A 21,398-nucleotide genomic window follows, 5' to 3' on the forward strand; every position below is an offset into this window, starting at 1 on the left:
AGGGGGGTCAGGCCCCTTTTTTTTATTTCTTCAACAACAAATACATAAAGTACGGTGCACCAATCAACGCGACCATAATCCCTGCAGGAATGCCGCTTGGGTCGACTAGGTTGCGGCCGAGTGTGTCTGCAAAGAGGAGCAGCCAGCCCCCAATCAGGATTGCTACAGGCAGGAAGAGCTGGTTTCTCGGGCCGACGAGTGCTTTGGCGATGTGCGGTGCCATCAGGCCGACAAAGGCGATTCCTCCTGTTACAGAAACGGCGGAGGCTGCAAGTGCCACAGCGGTAAAGAGCATGACCAGCCTCTCTCTTTCCACTGACAGGCCGACTCCCACCGATACCGGTTCACTCAATGCCAATAGGTTTAGTCTATTCGCCTTATATAGGGTAAACGGTATAAGTACAATCAGCCATGGAAGGAGAGCCAGTATGAACGGCCAGTCCGTCCCCCAGATGTTTCCTGCCAGCCATTTTGCTATAAAGTCCACTTTTTCCCTGTCTGCACTCGAAATAAGGACGACCATAATCCCTGAGAGGGCCATGGAGAATCCGACACCTGTCAACACAAGTCGGACCGGCTGCAGTCCTGTCTGCTTGCTGTAGGCAAAAAGATAAATCAGGCAGGCTGTAAGCAATGCCCCTATAAAAGCTACAAGTGGGAGAATGTAAACAAAAGATCCCGCTTCAATTGGTACATATAGGAAAAATATAGTAATGGCCACTCCGGCGCCAGTATTAATCCCGATAATGCCAGGGTCGGCCAGATCGTTCCTGGTGATACCTTGCAGGATGCTCCCCGCTAACGCCAGCGCCATTCCAGCCAAAAATGTAATGATGATCCTTGGCAGCCGAATGGAAAACAGGACAAATTCCTCCTTGAAGGTACCGTTTCCAAGCAATGTTGGCAGTAGTCGATCATGGGAAACAGAGGAGTAGCCGATCCCGATTCCTACGACGACCGTGAGAAGAACAAGCAAAGCAAGCAATCCGAGGATCAAGCGCTGTCTTCTGATCAAAGATGGATGTATCATGAGAATTCCTTGCCCCCTTTACGTACGATGATGAGGAAGAAAGGCAATCCGAGCAATGCCACAATGGCTGCTACAGGTGTTTCGAATGGAGCATTCAATGTCCGGCCAACCGTGTCTGCAAGCAGCATGAATGTAGCACCGACCACTGCGGACATCGGCAGAATGAAACGGTAATCCGTCCCCACAATCGCACGGACAATATGGGGGATCATCAATCCAATAAAGGCCATGTTCCCGACAAGTGCCACAGAGGCTCCTGCCAGCAATACAATCACGATGAATAGCACCGATTTTACAAGCACCGTCTTTTGTCCCAGTCCGACTGCGACCTCTTCACTCAAGCTGAGGATCGTCAGCTGTCTGGAGAGATAGATGGAGATCAGAATCCCGACGGTAATGAAAGGAATGATGATCTGCAGCTGTGACCAATTCGTTCCGATGATTCCGCCTGCCGTCCACATCGATACATCCTTGGATATTTTAAAATAGAGCCCGACTCCCTCTGCAATCGCAAACAGGAAGGCGGAAACAGCAGCACCGGCCAGCACGATGCGGAAAGGGGAAAAGCCGCCACGCTTCATGGCACCGATTCCAAAAACCATCGTCGCCCCAACTGCCGCTCCAATAAAGCAGGCAATCATGATACCGAAGTAATTGGTGGAAGGTGAAAATGCGAGCGTTACCGCGAGCGCTGCGTTGGCTCCAGCAGTAAGCCCGAGTAGCCCGGGGTCAGCTAGCGGGTTTCTCGTCATCCCTTGCATGATGGCACCTGAGACCGATAATGCCGCCCCAACAAAAATAGCCGCCACTTCCCGGGGAAGGCGGATTTCACGAATCATCGTGGATTTTTCATCCAAATCAGTTGCAGTAAGGGCTGACCAGACATCCTTCATTGAGGTATCAGCAGCTCCAAAGAGCATTGCAACCAGAAATGTTCCGGCAAATACCAAAATTCCAGCAATAAGTTTTATTAGGAATGGAATGCTTCTTTGTTTTTCACTCATCATCATGTTCATCTTTTCTTTTATAGATTAAGAGGGATTCCCATCAAACCAGAATCCCTCTTGCCATCATACATATTATCTGCCTAAAAATTTATCCTGGAAGAATTCCAGTTGGAACTCTAGAGAGATAGGATCGTTAAAATAGAATTCTTTTGCATTTACTTCAAATACCTGTCCATTTTTTACAGCAGGGATATTTTTGTATGTTTCTGTTTCCTGGAAGGAAGTGTCGCCGTCTGAATTTTTACTGAAAATGACATAGTCGCCAGCAAATTCAGGAAGCACTTCAAAGGACAATGTATAGTAGCCATCCTTTAGAGCTGTCTGCTTCACTTTTTCCGGCATGTTAAGTTTCATTTCCTGATAAAGGATTTCGGTTCCGCGAGCCCAGTTGTCGCCGAATACATAAAGCTCTTTATCGAAGTTTTCAATAACGGATACTGTTGCGTTCTCTCCGATTTTTGCTTTGATTTCATCACCTGCAGCAGCTGCACGCTGCTTGAAGTCGTCAATCCAATCCTGTGCTTCTTTTTCCTTGTTTAAAAGCTTTCCGATTTCAAGGTGCTGTGTAAGGTAATCCAATTTACCGTATGTAAAAGTTACAGTAGGGGCAATTTCATTCAATTTTTCAACGTTTTTGATTGTGGAAAGTCCGATGATCAAATCCGGATCCAATTCAATGATTTTCTCCAGGTCCTCATCTGTTACTTGTTCCACGCCTTCCAGATATTCAGCATAGCGGGGATTCATCGCAGACCAGGAGTCTACTCCAACAAGGTCTACATCCAGTGCCATGACATTACCTGCAAAAGATGAAAGAACAATGACACGCTCTGGGTTTGCCGGTACTTCTACAGGACCGTTTTCTGATTCATAGGTGATGGTTTCAGCAGAACCTTCTTTGTTAATATCATCTGATGTTGCATTATTGTTGTTACTGTTACCGCATGCCGCGCTAACAACCAGTAAGAGCAGGAATACGAATGGTACTAGAATTTTCTTCATGGGTATTATCTCCTTTGAGTAAATTATAAGTGATACACATTGGTTTATCTGTTCGCGGATCTCGTCCGATGACGGCGTCAATCTGGAACACTTCTCTTAACACATCGGGATGGATGACTTCCTCACAGTTACCCGCCTTAATAATATGACCATCCTTTAAGGCGATCAGGTAATCGGCGAAGCGGGCAGCCTGATTCAGATCATGCAGGACCATGACGATGGTTCGCCCCTGTTCCCGGTTCAGACGCTGCAAAAGCTCCAGGACCTCCAGTTGGTGGGCCATATCAAGGTAGGTGGTCGGTTCATCGAGGAAGATGATCTCCGTTTCCTGAGCCAGTGCCATGGCAATCCACACACGTTGACGCTGGCCGCCTGAGAGGGAATCTACTGGCCGGAATTTGAAATCGAGGGTACCTGTTTCCTGAAGCGCCCAATCGATGACTTCATAATCCTTTTTCGTCAGACGTCCAAATCCTTTTTGATGAGGAAATCGGCCATAGGAAACGAGCTCCCCGACTGTCAGTCCACTTGCACTTTCCGGGGTTTGTGGAAGGATGGCCATCTTTTTTGCGAGCAATTTGGTATTCTCGCGTGAAATATCCTGACCGTCTAGAACCACAGTCCCGGATTGCTGGGAAATGATGCGAGTGATCGCTTTCAATAGTGTCGACTTTCCACAGCCATTGGAACCGATAATGGTGGTAATCTGCTTGTCAGGGATCTCTACTGAAAGATCCTTGACAATGAGACGCTCACCATAGCCAATGTTTAATTCATTCGTGTAAAGTCTCACCATGCTGAACCCTCCCAATGTTTAAAAATATGTAAATAAAAAACAGTTGATAATGATTATCAATGTCGGTACATTTATACTATAAAACCAACCAATTCTTCTGTCAACCGTTTTTTGTGTTGTAAAAATAGAAAGAAAGTCGTATATTTGAGTGAGAATGATAATCAATTACTCTTTTCGGGGATACGAGGGGTGTGCATATATGAGGGAAATGGATATATATGATGTAACAGTCATTGGCGGCGGACCGGCAGGATTATACTCGGCCTTTTATAGCGGCCTGAGAGAGATGAAAACAAAAATAATCGAGTATCAGCCACAGCTTGGTGGAAAAATTCATGTTTATCCCGAAAAAGTGATTTGGGATGTTGGTGGCCAGACCCCGATTCCAGGCGCAAAATTAATTGAGCAGCTCGTTCAGCAGGGAATGACGTTCAACCCGGAGGTCGTGCTGAACGAAAAAGTGGATAGCATCACAAAGGATGAAGAGGGAATCTTTATTCTCCATACAGCTTCAGGACAGAAGCATTATTCCAAAACGGTGATTGTTGCAGTCGGGAGTGGAATTCTTAATCCGCAAAGGCTCAATATTGAAGGAGCGGAACGATTCGAGGTTTCCAATCTGAACTATACCGTGAAATCCTTAAAGCATTTCCGGGACAAAACCGTCATTATTTCAGGCGGCGGAAACACGGCCATCGACTGGGCGAATGAACTGGAGCCCATTGCGAAAAAAGTGTACCTGACTTGCCGAAAGGACGCTTTAGGCGGTCATGAAGCACAGGTTAAACAGCTTTTGACCAGCTCGATCGAGTGCATGTTCCAAACCAGCATTACAAAGCTGATTGCCGATTCCAATCAGGAAGAAATCGAAAAGGTGGAGCTGACCAATTCGGAAACAGGGGAAATCTGTTACCTCGAGATTGATGAAGTGATTATCAACCACGGGTACGAACAGGACGCAAGTCTTTTGCAGAACAGTGATTTAAATATTGAGATTGCAGATAATTTCTATGTAGCGGGCAATGCCAACAGTGAGTCATCAGTAGATGGCCTATATGCAGCAGGGGATATCCTGAAGCATGATGGAAAGCTGCACTTGATTTCAGGTGCCTTTCAGGATGCCGCCAATGCTGTGAATAAAGCGAAACAGTACATCCAACCAACCGCACCTGGAGCGGCGATGGTGTCGTCCCACAACGATGTCTTCAAAAAACGCAATCGCAAGCTTGTAAAGGAAATGATGAAATAGATATAGCTAAAAAAGGGGCCTGACCCTCAACGCTTTAAAGCGTTAAGGGTCAGGCCCCTTTTTATTAAAATTCTTTATTTAACACCCTTCATCAACACTTGAATCTTCGGTGAAAGGATAAACAATAGGATGCTCAACAGAATGGCAGCTCCGCCGATGGTACCGAAATACATTACTTCATTTTCCGGATTATAGAATCTGACGAGCTGGGCATTGATTGCCTGAGCCGCAGCACTTGCCAGGAACCAGATACTCATGGTTTGAGCAGAGAATGCTGCAGGAGCCAGTTTCGTTGTTGCGGAAAGGCCGACCGGTGACAAACACAATTCCCCAAGTACGACGATGAAGTAGCTCAGGACAAGCCATAACGGACTTACCAATGCTCCTCCGCCAAGATAACCAGGGATTAGAATGACAAGGAAAGACAAACCGGCAAACAGCAGTCCCAAGGAGAACTTTTTCGGGACAGATGGCTGATACTTTCCAAGTCTTACCCACATCCATGCAAAAACAGGTGCAAGGATGATGATGAATAATGGGTTCAAGGATTGGAACCAAGCTGGAGAGATTGTTATTCCAGCAAATTCAAGCTGTGTACGTTTATCCGCATATAAAGCAAGAATGGTGGAACCTTGCTCCTGGATTGCCCAGAACATTGCAGCAGCAATAAACAACGGAATATAGGCAATAATGCGTGAACGCTCCACTGCCGTTGTTTTAGGGCTGCGGTACATCACAATAAAATAAATGGTCGGAATGGCTACGCCAAAGATACCTACCATGTTAATAACTGTTTTAATAGTAAATAGACCATTTGGAATCAGGATCGCTAAAAGCACACCAATAACAATGATACCGATACCAAAAATAAGCGACAGCTTTTTCTTTTCAGCAGGTTTCAACGGGTTGGCAACATAAGTTCCTGCTAGACCCAAAGTCTTCTTCTTTGTAAGCATGAATACTAAAAGTCCAAGGAACATCCCGACTGCAGCGACACCGAATCCAAGATGGAAGCTTTCTTTTGCCAATTCTCCAGTAATAAGTGGAGATAGGAAAGCCCCCAAGTTGATCCCCATATAGAAGATACTGAATCCTGCATCCCGGCGGTTATCGCCTTCCGCATACATATCTCCTACTACGCTCGATACGTTAGGCTTTAACAGACCTGTACCGATAACGATCAGAACCATGGAAACAAAGAACATGGAAAGACTGCCAGGTACAGCAAGTGCGATATGTCCGAACATGATTAGGATACCGCCATAGAAAATGGCCCTGGAGGTACCGAAAATCCTGTCAGCCAGCCAGCCGCCAATTACTCCTGACATATAGACCAATGCACCGTAGATCGACATGATGGATAGTGCAAGCTCCTCTGATAGACCAAGTCCACCATCAGAAATCTCATAGTACATGTAAAATACAAGGATAGCCCTCATTCCATAGTAGGAAAAGCGCTCCCAAAACTCAGTAAAAAATAGAGTGAATAGTCCCTTAGGGTGTCCAAAGAACCCTTTTTGAGGAACGCTATCCACAATTTTCTGTTTATTAAAATCAGACATTTTATAGCCCCCTCAACGTTTCTAATATAATAAAAAAATATTTCAATTTTGTCAAAAAGCAATAATTAACTGTATTATTTCAAATGGAAGCGGTTTTATGACAAGAATAATACTATATTAATAAAATGTTACAAAGAGGGATATAAGAATGGATAAAATGGAATATATTTGAGAATGATGGTGGGTCGATGGAACTAAAAAACGAACTTCCCTTCACCAGTAAAAAGATGAAAAAAAGTTCGTCATGATTGTTATTTTCGATGCATTTTAAATTCCAGGAACAATTCATTATAGTAAGCCAGGTTTTTTACACCGAGATTCTCGTAGACTTCCAGCTTTTCCGTCAGTTCCGGTGACGGATAGAAGCGTTCATCATTTACAAGCTCTTCTGGCAAAAGTGGAAGAGCAGCTTTGTTCGGGGTGGAATAGCTAACATATTCCGTGTTTTCGGCTGCGACCTCGGCATCAAGCATAAAATTGATGAACTGGTGGGCTGCTTCCACATTCTTGGCGGTTTTCGGGATGACCATATTGTCAAACCAGAGATTGGATCCCTCAATCGGTACCACATATTCCAGGTCCTCGTTCTCGAACATGAGTTCAGACGCCACACCGGACCAGACAAGACCGATTGCAGCCTCCTGGTTTTCAAGAAGCATTCTGCTTTCATCCCCGACAATCGCCTTGATATTTGGTGTGAGGGCATTCAGTTTTTCCTTTGCTTCCAAAAGATGCGCAGGATCGGTATCATTCAGCGAATACCCAAGGCTGTTCAGTCCCATTCCCATGACTTCACGTGCCCCATCTATGAGCAAGATTTCATTTTTTAGATCTTCATCCCACAGGTCATTCCAGCTCGTGATTTCCTTCCCATCAAGCATGGTGGGATTGTACACAATTCCGACCGTCCCCCAAAAGTAAGGCACAGAATACTTGTTTTCTGGGTCAAAAGGAAGGTCCATGAAGCGTTCATCAATATTTTTCAGGTTAGGGAGCTTCGAGTGGTCCAGCGGGATGAGCAGATTCTCCTGGCGCATTTTGTCAATCATATATTCAGATGGAACCGCAATGTCATAGGTGGTTCCGCCTTGTTCTATTTTCGTTTTCATCGCCTCATTCGAATCGAATGTTTCATAGATGACCTTCACTCCGGTTTCTTCTTCAAAGAGGTCGATCAGGTCGGTGTTGATATAGTCCCCCCAGTTGTATATGGTGAGCGTATTGCCGCTTGTAAAGCCCTGCGATTCATTCATTTTGGTAATGGTAAATAGAAGTACCCCAGAAACAAGTACAATCAAGATGAAAAACTGGACAAGCTTTCTCATCGTCTAACCCCCATTCCACTTGGCTTGTTGCGCATTGTAATGAAGTAGTACACAATCACCAGAATAATGGTGAAAAGGAAAAGCAGGGTGGACAATGCATTAATATTCAAGGATATTCCGCGCCGTGCAAGAGAATAGATCTCAACGGAAAGGGTGGTAAATCCGTTTCCTGTCACGAAAAAAGTAACGGCAAAGTCATCAAGCGAGTAGGTCAAAGCCATAAAGAACCCTGCGAAAATACCAGGCGTGATGTAGGGCAGTACCACTTTCCTTAATACATCCCAGCGGTTCGCCCCTAGATCATGGGCCGCATCAATCAGAGAGGGACTCATTTCCAAAAGCTTCGGTAGGACCATCAATACCACAATCGGCACAGAAAAGGCGATATGGGATAACAGAACCGAATAAAGTCCAAGCTTAATGCCTGCCATTGTAAATAGGATCAGGAAGGAGGCACCGATAATAACGTCTGGACTGACAATCAGAACGTTGTTTAAAGATAGCAGTGTGTTTTTCGTGCTTCTTCTTTTAAAAGAATGGATTGCCAATGCCCCGAACACGCCGATAATCGTGGAGATAAGGGCAGATAGCAAAGCGATAAGCAGGGTATTCAGGACAATGATCAGAAGTCGTGTATCCTCGAACAGCTCCCGATACGAATCCAGGCTAAAGCTTTCAAAATCATACATGTTTCCACCGCTGTTGAACGAATAGAAAATCAAAAAGAAAATAGGCAAGTATAGGATGATGAAAATCATACCGAGAAATAGTTTTGACGAGTGAGATATTTTTCTATCCAACCTAAATCCCTCGCTTTCTGCTGCTTGTCATTTTCATAAACAGGAACATGATGATAATTAAAAAGACGGCAATCGTCGAGCCCATTCCCCAATCCTGTGTCACAAGGAAATGTTGCTCAATGGCTGTACCTAAAGTGATGACGCGGTTTCCTGCAATTAACCGGGTCAGCATAAATAGGGACAATGCCGGGATAAAAACGATCTGACATCCTACTTTCACTCCGTCCATCGTAAGTGGCAGAACCACGCGGCGGAAGGTGGTGAAGCGGGATGCGCCCAAATCGTTCGCTGCATCTACAAGCGTAGGATTTAGCTCGTTCAGGGCATTGAAAATCGGCAGTATCATAAATGGAATGAAAATGTATACCGACACAAAAACAAAGCTGAAATCGGTAAAAAGGATCTGCTGGGTTCCAATCCCCAACACCTCCAGGAAACTGTTCGCTACTCCATATGTACCGAAAATCCCTAAAAATGCATAGGCCTTCAACAGAAGATTGATCCAGGAAGGTACAATCAATAATAAGAGCCATAAATGCTTATGACGCGTTTTTGTTAACAGATAGGCGGTAGGGTAAGCCACCAACAGCGAAATGGCTGTAATAAGAAAAGCGTACCAGAAGGAGCTGAAGGTCATTTTCAGATAGACCGGTGTAAAGAACTTCTGATAATTTGCTATGGAAAGGTTCCCTTCAATGTCAAAAAAAGAATAATAGAGCACAAGCAGGATAGGTGCAACGACAAACAGGGCTATCCAAAGGGCGTAGGGAATAAAGTAAAGATTCCTTGATACTCTATTTTCCATTTGGTTCTCCTATGGTATATGCCTCTAGACGTCGATCGAAATCCTCTTCCGACTCCCCGATACGCATAACGTGAATCGCTTCTGAACCAAAATAAAGACCGATCGTATCCCCTACCGCAGCCTTTTTCGTCGAGTGTACCAGCCACTCGTTGCCATCCTGGTCATAGCTGCTGATTTCATAGTGAACGCCTCGGAAAAGTTGGGAATCCACGCGAACCTGCAATTTCCCCTGTTCTGGTGTCGTTATCTCCAAATCCTCCGGACGAATGATGATCTCGACCGTTTCGTTCGGCTTCAACCCTTTATCCACACACTCAAATTCCTTTCCGGCAAATTCCACTAGGTAATCCCGGATCATTTTCCCGGCTACGATATTCGATTCCCCGATGAAATCAGCCACAAAACGGTTGATTGGTTCATCATAAATATCTATCGGTGTTCCACTCTGCTGAATTTTTCCTTCATTAATGACAAAGATCTCGTCTGACATCGCCAATGCTTCTTCTTGATCATGTGTGACAAAAATGAATGTGATTCCGAGCCGCTGCTGAAGCTCCCGCAGTTCGTACTGCATTTCGGTACGCAGCTTCAAATCCAGTGCCGATAAAGGTTCATCCAGAAGAATGACCTCCGGCTCGTTGACGATGGCACGTGCGATCGCTACACGCTGCCGTTGTCCACCTGACATCTCCCTGATTTCACGCTCCTCAAAGCCTTCCAGGTTTACGAAGCTCAGCGCTTCCTTTACTTTTGCCTTTACATCCAAATTTTTCATCTTTTTGATTCGAAGGCCGAATGCTACATTTTCATAAACATTCAGATGAGGAAACAAGGCGTAATCCTGGAATACGGTGTTCACCTGACGCTTATTGGCAGGAACATCATTAATCTTCGTTCCGTTAAAAAAGATCTCTCCATCCGTTGCTTCGGTAAATCCGGCAATCAAACGTAGGATTGTTGTTTTACCGCATCCGGAAGGACCAAGCAGCGTATAGAATTTCCCCCGTTCAATTTCAAAGCTGACATTATCCAATACAGCCGTGCCCTGATCGTATTGCTTTTTTACATTCTTGAATTGAATGATTGCGTTTGACATAGCAACCTCCCTGTAAATCGAATTTTTTCTGCTATAGGTTAATCTTCTATTATAAATGGAACCAAATGGAACGCTCTTTCATTTCGAAAATTAAAAATATTTAATTCGAAACAATTATACATGAAATGCATGAAAATACAATGGTGTTTAGGATCGGAAGATGTTTCGGCAGCTGTAGGGGGCCAATCTTCCAACGGAATTGGAGCTGCTTTATCTGATGAAGACAGTGAAGCTTCTATAAACGGTTCTGCAGATGCTGCCGGAATGACTACAGTTGAAACGAATGAAGATTCTTTCAAAGCTGAAACTACAGCGGCTGCAGCAACAGGTGTGGCAGCAGGTTATGAAGGTGAGGATTCTTCAGCTTGGTCGAATGCTACAACAACAGCAGTCCTGGATACAATGGTTGAAAGCAACGAAGAGGAAGATACAATCACAGGTGCATTCGAAACAGATGCAGCAACAGGTGTCATCGCGGGCTATGAAGATGAAGACTCTTCAGCGATGGTAAACGGAATGACTGGTGCGAGCCTGATGGGTATGTTTGAAAGCAAAGATAATGAAGACGAATCTTCTTTTAATGGAATGGTCGGTGGAAACAGCAGTACAGATTTAGGTGGATTACTTTCTTCAAATGAAGAGCAGGCTGGTATTCAAGCAATGAACTCTACAGCTGGTGCTCTCACCCTGATGGCAACAGAAAGTGATGACGAAGACACAGTGAAAACTGGCTTGAATCTTGACAGCCAAAACGCATTGGGATTCATGGCAACCGCTGATGAAGATAACGTCGTTTCTTCATCAGGTGCCAGTTTGGATGCAATGGCAAATATGGGACTTGAAACTACTAATTCAGACGATGATACAGAAACAAATCTAAATCTGGACCTTTCAACTGGAGTGATGCTTTATTCTCTATTTGATAGAGAGTAATAGCTAGACCTAATATAGAAGAAAGGATTGATCACCTTTCTCCTATCATATTCAAAAGGAAAGAGGAAGCCGATGACGGCTTCCTCTTTCTCGAGTTTACATAATCATAGGGGTCTGGCCCCTATTACTTTTTACCATTCTTTTGGTTCGTAGTTCAATTCAGCGAAAAGCTGCTTTTTTTCTTTTTTGCTGAGGTCGCGCCATTGTCCCATTGGAAGGTTGTTCAATTCGATGTTCATGATGCGCGTGCGCTGGAGGCGGTATACTTCATAGCCAAGCTCGGCACACATGCGGCGGATCTGGCGGTTCAATCCTTGTGTCAGGATGATTTTGAAATCAAACTTGGACAACTGCTCCACTTTGCATGGCAGGGTTTTGGTTCCGAGAATTTTCACACCTTCAGACATTTGCTTCACAAAATCAGGTGTAATCGGCTTGTCTACCGAGACGATGTACTCTTTTTCATGCTTATTTTCCGGACGGAGGATCTCATTGATGATATCCCCGTCATTCGTAAGAAGGATCAGTCCTTCGGATTCCTTGTCCAATCGGCCGATATGGGACAAGCGCAGAGGATGGTTGACTAGGTCGATGATATTTCCTTTTACATGCTTTTCGGTCGTACAAGTGATTCCGACTGGTTTGTTTAATGCAATATAGACATTATCACGGGCGATGCGGATAAGCTGTCCGTTCACCAGCACCTCATCTCCAGGCTCCACCTGTCCGCCTATTTTGGCTACCTTGCCATTGATTTTCACTCTACCTTCTTCAATCAGTTTATCTGCTCCGCGTCTGGATGCTATGCCAGAATCGCTAATGAATTTATTTACTCGCAGTGTACCCACGTCCTTATATGAAAAATTCTTATGAATAGTTGTTTTGAACAACCTAATCATACAATAAAGATAGAGTGGCTTTCAAATGGAGAAGGGGATAGTAAGTGAATGCACCATCCTCGTGAATCTAGCTTAAAGTATTGCAATAAATTTAAAGAATATTAATTATATGGAAAAAGCGTTTGTGAAAAGGCCATGAAATGAAAAATGCAAGGGTGCGGGAATGGAAAATTTTAATAGAAATACGGGACCCAAGTCCTTATCGCAAAGAGAACAATTGTTGAAAAACCTCTCTTTTTCCTACATGAAGAAATCTATTTTTTTCAACAAGACCTCTGCATAGATATTCCCGTAAATTATGTAATTTCTACCAGACGTCTAAGGTCTGACTCTTTAATCATCCGGCTTTTCTCGACAAAATTCTTTCCTAGGAAAATATAATCAGGGAATTTTGTTTATCTTTTAAAAACATATATTGAAAAATAAGAAGTTAACGAATATAGTATGATAGTAAGGGTTTTCAATTTACAATAAATTTTTAATTTTGGGGGAGTTAAGGCATGAAAAAGGGATTACTAGCTACAATTATTACTGTCATGACAACTATGTTGTTTTTAGTTGGTTGCGGCAGTGACGGCGGCAGTGGAGATAAAGGTGGATTTAAAGTCGGGATGGTAACAGACGCTGGAACAATCGATGACAAATCTTTTAACCAAGGTACTTGGGAAGGTATCAAAGAAGCTACGAAAGAATTGGGCCTAAAAAATAAATACTTAAAGCCTGCTGGAACATTAGAAGCAGACTATATGAAAGAAATCACAAACCTATACGATGCAGATTTCAAATTCATCGTAACTCCTGGTTTTAAATTTGAAACGGCTATCTTCAATGCACAATCTCAATATGAAGATGCTAAATTCGTTTTAATCGATGGTTCTCCACATAATGGAGATTTCAATCCTGTAGTAGGAGAGAACACAGTTTCCATCTTCTTTGCAGAGCATGAAGCAGGATTCCTTGCTGGGGTTGCAACTGCGTTAGAGCTTAAAGACGGTGAAGCAGGATTCATCGGTGGTATGGAAATTCCTCCAGTACAAAAATTCAACTGGGGCTTCCAACAAGGTCTTGCTTATGCAAATGAAAACCTTGGCACAAACGTAACAATCAAAGCGGACAATGTTGTATATCAAGGAACTTTTGACGATGTAGCAGCTGGTCAGCAAATCGCTGCTCAAATGTTTGATCGTGGTGTGGATGTAATCTTCGCAGCAGCTGGTGGTGTTGGTGTCGGCGCGATCACTGAAGCGAAAAACCGTGTTCAAGACGGTGAAAACGTATGGATGGTTGGAGTTGACGTTGACCAATACGAAGAGGGCGTATACGCTGATGGCAAATCCGTTATCCTTACTTCTGCTATGAAGCAAATCGACAAAGCGGCAGCTGATATGATCAAAGCTGAAAAAGACGGCAAGTTCCCTGGTGGAGAAACATTGACGTTTGACGCGAAAAACGATGGCGTTGGTCTTCCTGATGAGAACCCGAACCTAAGCGAAGATACAACTACTAAAGTTGATGAAGTATTCGAACTAATCAAGTCCGGTGAAGTGAAAGTAGCTTCTGAACAAGGTGACTTGATCAAGTAATAGAGAGAAAGTAAGCTGATAATGTAATAAAAAAAGACGGGTTGTCCCGTCTTTTTTGTTGCCTATATTGTTAGAGGTTAGTTGTCTGTCCTCTTGGAAAAATAATACTCGAGTGTGTTCAATTGGAAGAAATACTGATTGAATACGCTCTTCAAAAGGGAGAATCGCTATATGGAATATGTAGTTGAGATGCTCAATATCAGGAAGGAGTTTCCCGGGATCGTTGCCAACGACGATATTACCCTTCAACTGAAACAGGGAGAGATTCATGCCCTGTTAGGTGAGAATGGAGCGGGTAAGTCCACACTTATGGCTATCCTGTTTGGAATGTACCAACCTGATCGAGGATCCATCAAGATCAACGGAAAAGAAACGAAAATTTCCAATCCGAACGTTGCAACGAAGCTCGGGATCGGAATGGTGCATCAGCATTTTAAGCTAGTGAGTAACTTTACCGTTACAGAAAATATCATTCTCGGTTCTGAATCTCACAACTATTACATGCTCGATACAAAGTCGGCAAGCAAAAGAATAGAAGAGTTATCCGTCAAGTACGGCCTTAATGTAGACCCCCATGCCAAAATAGAAGATATATCTGTAGGAATGCAGCAACGTGTAGAAATCTTGAAGATGCTTTATCGTCAAGCGGACGTTCTTATCCTGGACGAGCCCACTGCGGTTCTTACACCACAGGAGATTACGGAACTTGGTAAGATCCTGAAAAACCTGATTGGTGAAGGGAAGTCCATCATCATCATCACGCATAAATTGAAGGAAATCAAAGAAATGGCTGATAGATGTACGGTGATCAGAAGAGGAAAAACCATCGGTACCGTAGATGTTGCAGCAACGAGCAAGGAAAAGATGGCCGAGATGATGGTTGGCCGTGAAGTTAACTTTAAAGTGAGCAAAATAGAAAGTACACCTGGCGAAGTCGTTCTTAAAATGGATGACGTTTCCGTGAAGCAGGGCAAGGACGTTTTTGGACTGAAAAATATGTCCTTTGAACTGAGAAAAGGAGAAATCCTTGGTATTGCCGGTGTTGATGGAAACGGACAATCCGAAATTGTAGAAAGCATCACCGGGTTGAAAAGTGTCGATTCCGGAACAATCACCTTTGAGGGAGCAGATATCACTAAGCTTCCGATCCGCTCTAGAATTGCAAAGGGTATAGCCCATATTCCGGAGGATCGCCACAAGAGAGGTCTGGTCCTGGATTATACCATTGAAGAAAACATGGTATTGGAGCTTTACCATCAAAAGCCTTTTTCAAAAAGAGGGCTACTGAATTTCTCTGAAATCAGAAAGCATGCAGATAATATCATCAAAAGCTTTGATGTCCGTTCTGGACAAGGAGCGGTTTCCGTTACAAGATCCCTATCCGGAGGAAACCAGCAAAAGGCTGTTATCGGAAGGGAAATCGAACTGGATCCTACGTTGTTGATCGCGGTTCAGCCTACTCGTGGACTGGATGTAGGTTCCATCGAATATATCCATAAGAGATTGATAGAACAGAGAGATAAAGGAAAAGCCGTTCTACTTGTATCTTTGGAACTGGATGAAGTATTAAATGTATCGGATCGCATCGCTATCGTGAATAATGGCCAGCTCGTTGGTATTGTGGACGCAAAAGACACAAATGAAAACGAGATCGGTCTTATGATGGCAGGCGTGAAGAAGGGGGAAGACGAATGAGAGCAGGAATTATCTCGCTGATTGCAGTCGTTCTTGGACTGATTGCAGGGGCGATATTAATGGCTATCACGGGAAACAGCCCGATAGAAGGATATCAATACTTGTTTGAAGGCGGTCTGAAGAACATCTCAAGGACCGGTAATACACTTGCAACTGCAACACCGTTGATTTTCACAGGATTATCGGTTGCATTTGCATTCCGTACAGGACTATTCAACATCGGTGCTGCGGGCCAAATGTTGTTTGGTGGTTTTTGTGCTGTAGCAATCGGTTTATCCATTGATGCTCCAAAACCAATCATGCTTTTGGTGATGATTATTGTCGGATTTATCGGTGGGGCACTTTGGGCATTCATTCCAGGTTTACTTAAAGCAAGATTCAATGTTCATGAGGTTGTATCCACGATCATGATGAACTGGATCGCTTACTGGACGGTATATTATGCAGTTCCAGCTTATTTTAAAGGGGAATTCTTAGAAACGGAATCAAAGAAACTTCCGGATACAGCATCCCTTAAAGTGCCTTTTTTAACTGAAGCTTTTGATGGATCGTATATCAATTTAGGTTTATTCCTTGCAGTTATAGCAGTTATTGTCTTTTCTTTTGTCATCAATAAAACAACGCTTGGATATGAGCTGAAGGCGGTTGGTTTCAATCGTGACGCAGCAGAGTATGCAGGTATTGCGGTAAACCGCAGCGTGATCACATCCATGCTGATCTCCGGTGGTCTTGCTGGTCTTGGTGGGGTGGCGTATTATGCAGGTAACTCCAATAGTATTCAAATTGGTATTCTGCCGACTCAAGGATTTGACGGAATTGCGGTTGCACTGCTTGGTGCCAATACCGGGATCGGGGTTCTTTTGGCAGCGGTGTTCTTCGGTCTTCTATACTCCGGACGCGGTTTCATGAACGCGATGACCGACATCCCGCCGGAAATTGCGGATTCCATTATCGCGATCATCATTTACTTTGCAGCAACAAGTATTTTGATTGAAAGACTTGTCAGCTTTATGATCAAGAAACGTAAAAGCAAACAATCCACGAACGTGAAAGCCAAGGAGGGGGAATAGGTTATGTGGACAACCATACAACAAATAGCTCCGTATGCAATTATTTTTACAATCCCTCTTTTAATTACAGCTTTAGGAGCATTATTCAGTGAAAGAAGCGGAGTCGTGAACATCGGACTAGAGGGGCTTATGGTAGTAGGTTCATTCTCTGGTGCCCTTGTGATCATGAAAATGCAACAGGCGATGCCGGGAGATCCAAAGGCAATCTGGATCGGGTTGATTGTAGCGACGCTTGTGGGATTACTTTTCTCCCTGCTGCATGCATTTGCAAGCATCAACTTGAGTGCGAATCAAATTATCAGTGGTACAGCCATCAACATGATTGCTGGTGCCATCACGGTTTTCCTTGCCCGTAATATTACAGGAAGCGGGAACATCCGTATTTCCAATGGCTTGCGTCCATTTGACGTTCCTTTTTTATCGGACATTCCGGTTATCGGAAGCCTGTTCTTTACTAAAACATACAGTACAACCTGGATTGTACTGATCATCTTGATTATCAGTACGATTGCTCTGTATAAGACGCCATTCGGCCTTCGCCTGAGAGCATGCGGGGAGCATCCTCATGCTGCAGAGGCTGCAGGTATCAGCGTTAGAAAGATGCGCTATATCGGGGTAATGATCTCCGGAGCTTTCTCCGGACTGGCTGGTGCCATCATCATCGTAACATTCGGTGGCGAGTTTTCCGGAACGGTTGCGGGACTTGGTTTCCTTGCCCTTGCTTCTTTAATCTTCGGTCAATGGAAGCCGCTTGGAATCCTTGGAGCAACCCTTTTCTTCGGGTTTGCAAGCACTATCGCAAACGTATCTCAGGTAATTCCGTCATTGGCAGTATTTCCGCCAGTGATCTTGAAAGTATTCCCGTATGTAGTAACGCTTATTGCACTGATTATTTTCTCCAAGTCTTCACAAGCACCAAAGGCTGTTGGAGAACCGTTTGATTCTGGAAAAAGATAATTAGAAAGCAACAAAATCATGGTGAATAGATTTCGAATGAAGAAAACATACATCCATTAGGACGTATGTTTTTTTTGTTTTTATGTTACTTCATCACTGAAGGTGGCTCTATTAGTAGAAGAATCATAAGTTAGAACTTGATTTGCATCAAAAGCGTTTGACTCAATGGTGATTCGAGTGTAACGGAAATTAATGGTTTCTCTAGGGGAATCTTCACCATCCTCACCTGATTGATTGAATTGTGTAACAATAACATTTTCTAAGGTAATAGTGAATAATGTTTCAAAATCTCCCCCAGTGTCATCAGTAACAAAAAGTGTCATCTCCCTGATGGTCCTGCCGGTTAATAAGTTAAATAATAGCGGGAGGGAGGATCTATCTGAACGTTTAGTGATTACCAATGGACTTAAAGTCGCCCTTGAGGCAGTGAAGGAGCTCAAAGATTGAGGGATAGCGGAATTAAAGAAATTCAACGAGTAGGTCAATAGTTCAATAGAATCTTCAAACCCAATAACAGTGGAGTTCCCAGGGATCCCTGGAATAACCAAAAATAATCTAACAGCCATACATACACACATCCTTTCTATCGTTTCTAGTACAATATATGTTTCCTATCTGAGAAGGGGTAGGCAAGTTAATAGGTTTCAGTAAAATTGGCTTCTGCCTCGATACGTAGAGAACTGGATAAGTTTTAGACTATTAAGAATAAGTAGTATTGACAGAATTATTAGTAGGTTTATAATAAAATATGTAAACATTTGTTCATGACGCATGAACAATATTTTATTTGTAAACGCTTACTGAACCAATTAAAGTTTAATTCCTCTAAGAAATGGCAGCCAGAGCACAAGAAAAAGCGAATTTAAGTCCCGTTGTTTTGAACATAATTTTAGATTTAGGTGAGTGGAACATGTCGAATGAGAAAATGGCTCGTCTAGTGGAAGTGGCAAAAATGTATTATGTCCAGGATTTCAGCCAAGCGGAAATCGCGAAAAAATTGGGTGTCTCCCGTCCTACGGTTTCAAGGCTGCTGCTGCAGGCGAAGCAGGATGGGATTGTCCATGTAACCATCAATGACCCTACAGAAGATGTGCAGCAGCTTGCCAAGCAGTTAAGAGACAGATTTCAGTTGAAGCACTGCGTCGTCACCTCCTCCCATTCCAATGAGGAGAGGGTGATCAAGGAAAAGCTTGGGGAGGCCGCGGCGGATTACCTGTATTCGATTGTGAAAACTGGCGATACAATCGGCATCACCTGGGGTACGACACTTTATGAGCTTTCCAAAAGGCTTTATCCGAAAAACGTAAAGGATGTGACCATCGTTCAGTTGAATGGCGGGGTGAGCTATTCGGAATTGAACACCCACGCTTCTGAAATACTCAATGGGCTGGCAGCTGCGTTCCATACAACGCCGCACTTTTTGCCGGTGCCTGCTGTGGTGGATCACACTGTCGTCAAACAGGCCATAGTAGCCGACCGTCACATAAGAAAAGTGCTGGAACTTGGAATACAGGCGAACATTGCGATCTATACGGTTGGTGAGCCTGGGGATCATTCCACGTTGATGCGAGCGGGCTACTTTTTGGATGAGGATATCGAAACCTTGAAGCGAAATCACACAGTTGGAGATATCTGCTCCCGTTTCATTGATGGACAGGGGCATCTAAGCAACCAGTCCTTGAACGAACGAACCATCGGCATTGAACTGCCACATCTGACGAAAAAGGAATATAGCATTCTCGTCGCGGGTGGAAACAAGAAAACGGATGGAATGATGGGAGCTCTTAAGGGAGGCTATGCCAATGTGCTGATTACTGATCAGTATACGGCAAAAGCCTTACTTGAAAAGGGGTGATAACAGGAATGGATAGGGAAAAAATTAAAGCGCTCGTTCAGGAGGTTGTGCAAAACTCCTTGCAGCAATCAGCAAAAATGGTTCCAATTGCAGCTTCCAATCGGCATATTCATTTATCAGTTGCACATGTCGAACGGCTTTTCGGTCGAGGCTACAAGCTTCAAAAGCAAAAAGACCTTTCTCAGCCTGGACAATTTGCTGCCAAAGAGACCGTCACACTCATAGGTCCAAAAGGGAAGATAGAAAAGGTGAGGATCCTCGGTCCTGCAAGAGGGGATACCCAGGTGGAAGTATCCTTGTTTGATGGATTCACGCTTGGTGTAAAACCGCCCGTGCGACAGTCCGGGAATATAAAAGGCTCTGAATCCATTGCCATTCAGGGGCCGCGTGGTCAGCTGACCTTGAAAGAAGGGTTGATCTGTGCTGCACGCCACATTCACATGCACCCAAGCGATGCAGAGACATTCGGAGTCTCGGATGGCGATTTCGTGCAGGTAAAGGTGGATGGGGACCGAGGAGTGATTTTCTCCAACGTATTGATCCGGTCCTCCGAAAGATACAAGCTAGAAATGCATATCGACCTTGATGAAGCAAATGCAGCTGGACTACACAATGGAAAGCTTGGTGAAATCATTGCCATCGAACGCCCATCAAAAGGAAGTGGAGGCTGTGGTTGTGGATGTAACGGTAAAGGAAAAGATTAAGCTGCTCGTCCAGGACGCAGTGGAGGCTTATCTGAACGAGCAGAATCAACAAAAACAAAAAGGAAAAAAGCCGATAGGCATCCTGCTTGGCTACGAAACTGGTAATCTGACAGGAGTTTTGGAAGCGGTTACGATACTTTCTGGACGCTATGAAGTAACGCTGCTTTTGAGCAGGAAATATCTCGCTGACCCGGATGCGTTCAGTGGCTATTCCATTTTGCCATTGGAGAGGCTGGAACGCGAGGATGTCAATAGGCTCCTGAATGAACTTGGGGCGATTGTGCTTCCCGTTGCGTCCTATCAATTGCTCGCAAAACTTGCTCTGACAATCGATGACGATCCGATATCCTCCTTGGTCCTTCAATTCCAGATGCTAGGAAAACCGGTGATTGTGGTGAAAGACGAAGTGGAGTTCAATGTGTATCAGCAGATTTCAGCACCATATGCTGTTCAGAACAGGGTGGATGGGTACATAAGGCAGATTCAAGCCGATCAGGTGAAATGGGTGCCATTGAGCAGCCTTGTACGTACGGTCAAGGAACAGCTTCAGGCCTTTGATGAAAAACAGCCTCTAATTCTCGCAAAGCATATTGAAAAAGCGAGCCAGGAAGGTCTAGAAGAGCTACATCTGCCAAAGAAAAGCAAGCTGACCCCAGTAGCAAAGGATTTGGCCAGGGAATTCAAGATACAACTGAAAAAACAGGACTCCTAGAAAGGAGACAAATCTATGATTATTGCAAAAGTGACAGGATCCATCGTTTCCACTACTAAGGCGGAAAAGCTGAAGGGCAAAAAGCTTCTTATCATCACTCCGCTTGATATGAAAACCATCGAAGAGGATGGAAAGCCCATCGTCGCCATCGACACTGTCGGTTCAGGGGTGGGGGAAGTGGTCCTGGTTGTCAGTGGAAGCTCTGCGAGGCAGACGGAAATCACGAACGGTGTACCTGTTGATGCAGCCATTGTCGGAGTAGTGGATCAGATTGAAATAGAAGGGTCACTTACCTTCAAAAAAGGAGGAGAGTAATCT

The 21,398-nt window shown here is 44.1% G+C and carries 21 protein-coding genes; 10 read left to right on the forward strand and 11 right to left on the reverse strand.

Going from position 1 to position 21,398, the window contains the following annotated elements:
• Positions 1 to 22: 22 nt before the first annotated feature.
• The 4 genes from ABN702_RS20770 to ABN702_RS20785 all read right to left on the reverse strand — a co-directional run bounded on the left by ABN702_RS20770 (position 23) and on the right by ABN702_RS20785 (position 3,835).
• On the reverse strand, positions 23 to 1,030 hold the full coding sequence (locus ABN702_RS20770) for a FecCD family ABC transporter permease (RefSeq protein ID WP_417898503.1): 1,008 nt from the start codon (positions 1,028 to 1,030) through the stop codon (positions 23 to 25).
• The gene (locus ABN702_RS20775; protein WP_417900987.1) at positions 1,027 to 2,037 is read right to left on the reverse strand and encodes a FecCD family ABC transporter permease; all 1,011 of its coding nucleotides are present in this window, start codon (positions 2,035 to 2,037) and stop codon (positions 1,027 to 1,029) included. Before ABN702_RS20775 ends, ABN702_RS20770 begins: the two co-directional genes overlap by 4 nt.
• A 72-nt stretch (positions 2,038 to 2,109) precedes the next feature.
• Positions 2,110 to 3,039 carry an iron-hydroxamate ABC transporter substrate-binding protein gene (locus ABN702_RS20780; protein ID WP_417898504.1) on the reverse strand — a complete coding sequence of 310 codons (930 nt, stop codon included), beginning with the start codon at positions 3,037 to 3,039 and terminating at the stop codon, positions 2,110 to 2,112.
• The gene (locus ABN702_RS20785) at positions 2,990 to 3,835 is read right to left on the reverse strand and encodes an ABC transporter ATP-binding protein (RefSeq protein WP_417898505.1); all 846 of its coding nucleotides are present in this window, start codon (positions 3,833 to 3,835) and stop codon (positions 2,990 to 2,992) included. Before ABN702_RS20785 ends, ABN702_RS20780 begins: the two co-directional genes overlap by 50 nt.
• 199 nt (positions 3,836 to 4,034) lie before the next feature.
• Here ABN702_RS20785 and ABN702_RS20790 point away from each other — a divergent pair, with 199 nt between their 5' ends.
• On the forward strand, positions 4,035 to 5,084 hold the full coding sequence (locus tag ABN702_RS20790; RefSeq protein WP_417898506.1) for an NAD(P)/FAD-dependent oxidoreductase: 1,050 nt from the start codon (positions 4,035 to 4,037) through the stop codon (positions 5,082 to 5,084).
• Between the two features lie 74 nt (positions 5,085 to 5,158).
• On the opposite strand, the gene ABN702_RS20795 is transcribed toward ABN702_RS20790, so the two are convergent.
• From ABN702_RS20795 to ABN702_RS20815, 5 genes are all read right to left on the reverse strand, one after another.
• Positions 5,159 to 6,646: a peptide MFS transporter gene (locus ABN702_RS20795; RefSeq protein ID WP_417898507.1), complete on the reverse strand. Its 1,488-nt coding sequence runs from the start codon at positions 6,644 to 6,646 to the stop codon at positions 5,159 to 5,161.
• A 251-nt stretch (positions 6,647 to 6,897) separates the two neighbouring features.
• Positions 6,898 to 7,971 carry an ABC transporter substrate-binding protein gene (locus ABN702_RS20800; RefSeq protein ID WP_417898508.1) on the reverse strand — a complete coding sequence of 358 codons (1,074 nt, stop codon included), beginning with the start codon at positions 7,969 to 7,971 and terminating at the stop codon, positions 6,898 to 6,900.
• Positions 7,968 to 8,771: an ABC transporter permease gene (locus ABN702_RS20805; protein WP_417898509.1), complete on the reverse strand. Its 804-nt coding sequence runs from the start codon at positions 8,769 to 8,771 to the stop codon at positions 7,968 to 7,970. Before ABN702_RS20805 ends, ABN702_RS20800 begins: the two co-directional genes overlap by 4 nt.
• A gap of 1 nt (position 8,772) precedes the next feature.
• On the reverse strand, positions 8,773 to 9,576 hold the full coding sequence (locus ABN702_RS20810; protein WP_417898510.1) for an ABC transporter permease: 804 nt from the start codon (positions 9,574 to 9,576) through the stop codon (positions 8,773 to 8,775).
• Entirely contained in the window at positions 9,566 to 10,672 is a 1,107-nt protein-coding gene (locus ABN702_RS20815) for an ABC transporter ATP-binding protein (RefSeq protein ID WP_417898511.1), read from the reverse strand. The genes ABN702_RS20810 and ABN702_RS20815 overlap by 11 nt, the downstream gene beginning before the upstream one ends.
• Before the next feature lie 129 nt (positions 10,673 to 10,801).
• Between ABN702_RS20815 and ABN702_RS20820 the strand changes: the two genes are divergently transcribed.
• On the forward strand, positions 10,802 to 11,605 hold the full coding sequence (locus tag ABN702_RS20820; RefSeq protein ID WP_417898512.1) for a hypothetical protein: 804 nt from the start codon (positions 10,802 to 10,804) through the stop codon (positions 11,603 to 11,605).
• Positions 11,606 to 11,736: 131 nt separating this feature from the next.
• Here the strand turns inward: ABN702_RS20820 and rluF are convergent, their stop codons facing one another.
• On the reverse strand, positions 11,737 to 12,444 hold the full coding sequence (gene rluF, locus ABN702_RS20825; RefSeq protein ID WP_417900988.1) for a 23S rRNA pseudouridine(2604) synthase RluF: 708 nt from the start codon (positions 12,442 to 12,444) through the stop codon (positions 11,737 to 11,739).
• A 560-nt stretch (positions 12,445 to 13,004) separates the two neighbouring features.
• Between rluF and ABN702_RS20830 the strand changes: the two genes are divergently transcribed.
• From ABN702_RS20830 to ABN702_RS20845, 4 genes are all read left to right on the forward strand, one after another.
• A complete protein-coding gene (locus tag ABN702_RS20830; RefSeq protein ID WP_417898513.1) occupies positions 13,005 to 14,087 on the forward strand; it encodes a BMP family lipoprotein in 1,083 nt (360 codons plus the stop codon).
• A 171-nt stretch (positions 14,088 to 14,258) separates the two neighbouring features.
• Positions 14,259 to 15,782 carry an ABC transporter ATP-binding protein gene (locus tag ABN702_RS20835; protein WP_417898514.1) on the forward strand — a complete coding sequence of 508 codons (1,524 nt, stop codon included), beginning with the start codon at positions 14,259 to 14,261 and terminating at the stop codon, positions 15,780 to 15,782.
• Positions 15,779 to 16,852, forward strand: a complete 1,074-nt coding sequence (locus tag ABN702_RS20840; RefSeq protein WP_204413244.1) for an ABC transporter permease — start codon at positions 15,779 to 15,781, stop codon at positions 16,850 to 16,852. Before ABN702_RS20835 ends, ABN702_RS20840 begins: the two co-directional genes overlap by 4 nt.
• 3 nt (positions 16,853 to 16,855) lie before the next feature.
• Positions 16,856 to 17,809: an ABC transporter permease gene (locus ABN702_RS20845; RefSeq protein WP_417898515.1), complete on the forward strand. Its 954-nt coding sequence runs from the start codon at positions 16,856 to 16,858 to the stop codon at positions 17,807 to 17,809.
• Between the two features lie 80 nt (positions 17,810 to 17,889).
• Here ABN702_RS20845 and ABN702_RS20850 read toward each other — a convergent pair whose 3' ends face one another.
• Entirely contained in the window at positions 17,890 to 18,375 is a 486-nt protein-coding gene (locus ABN702_RS20850; RefSeq protein WP_417898516.1) for an Hcp family type VI secretion system effector, read from the reverse strand.
• Between the two features lie 344 nt (positions 18,376 to 18,719).
• Between ABN702_RS20850 and ABN702_RS20855 the strand changes: the two genes are divergently transcribed.
• From ABN702_RS20855 to ABN702_RS20870, 4 genes are read left to right on the forward strand one after another with little or no spacing between them, the layout of a single operon-like run.
• On the forward strand, positions 18,720 to 19,664 hold the full coding sequence (locus tag ABN702_RS20855) for a sugar-binding transcriptional regulator (RefSeq protein WP_417898517.1): 945 nt from the start codon (positions 18,720 to 18,722) through the stop codon (positions 19,662 to 19,664).
• Positions 19,665 to 19,672: 8 nt separating this feature from the next.
• A complete protein-coding gene (locus ABN702_RS20860) occupies positions 19,673 to 20,368 on the forward strand; it encodes a phosphate propanoyltransferase (protein WP_417898518.1) in 696 nt (231 codons plus the stop codon).
• Positions 20,277 to 21,080 (forward strand): hypothetical protein, encoded by an 804-nt coding sequence (locus tag ABN702_RS20865; protein ID WP_417898519.1) that lies wholly within the window; start codon positions 20,277 to 20,279, stop codon positions 21,078 to 21,080. The genes ABN702_RS20860 and ABN702_RS20865 overlap by 92 nt, the downstream gene beginning before the upstream one ends.
• A gap of 15 nt (positions 21,081 to 21,095) precedes the next feature.
• Positions 21,096 to 21,395: a EutN/CcmL family microcompartment protein gene (locus ABN702_RS20870; RefSeq protein WP_204413238.1), complete on the forward strand. Its 300-nt coding sequence runs from the start codon at positions 21,096 to 21,098 to the stop codon at positions 21,393 to 21,395.
• Positions 21,396 to 21,398: the final 3 nt, after the last annotated feature.

This window comes from Bacillus haimaensis (assembly GCF_048270625.1).
GTDB classification, from domain to species: domain Bacteria; phylum Bacillota; class Bacilli; order Bacillales; family Bacillaceae_I; genus Sutcliffiella_A; species Sutcliffiella_A haimaensis.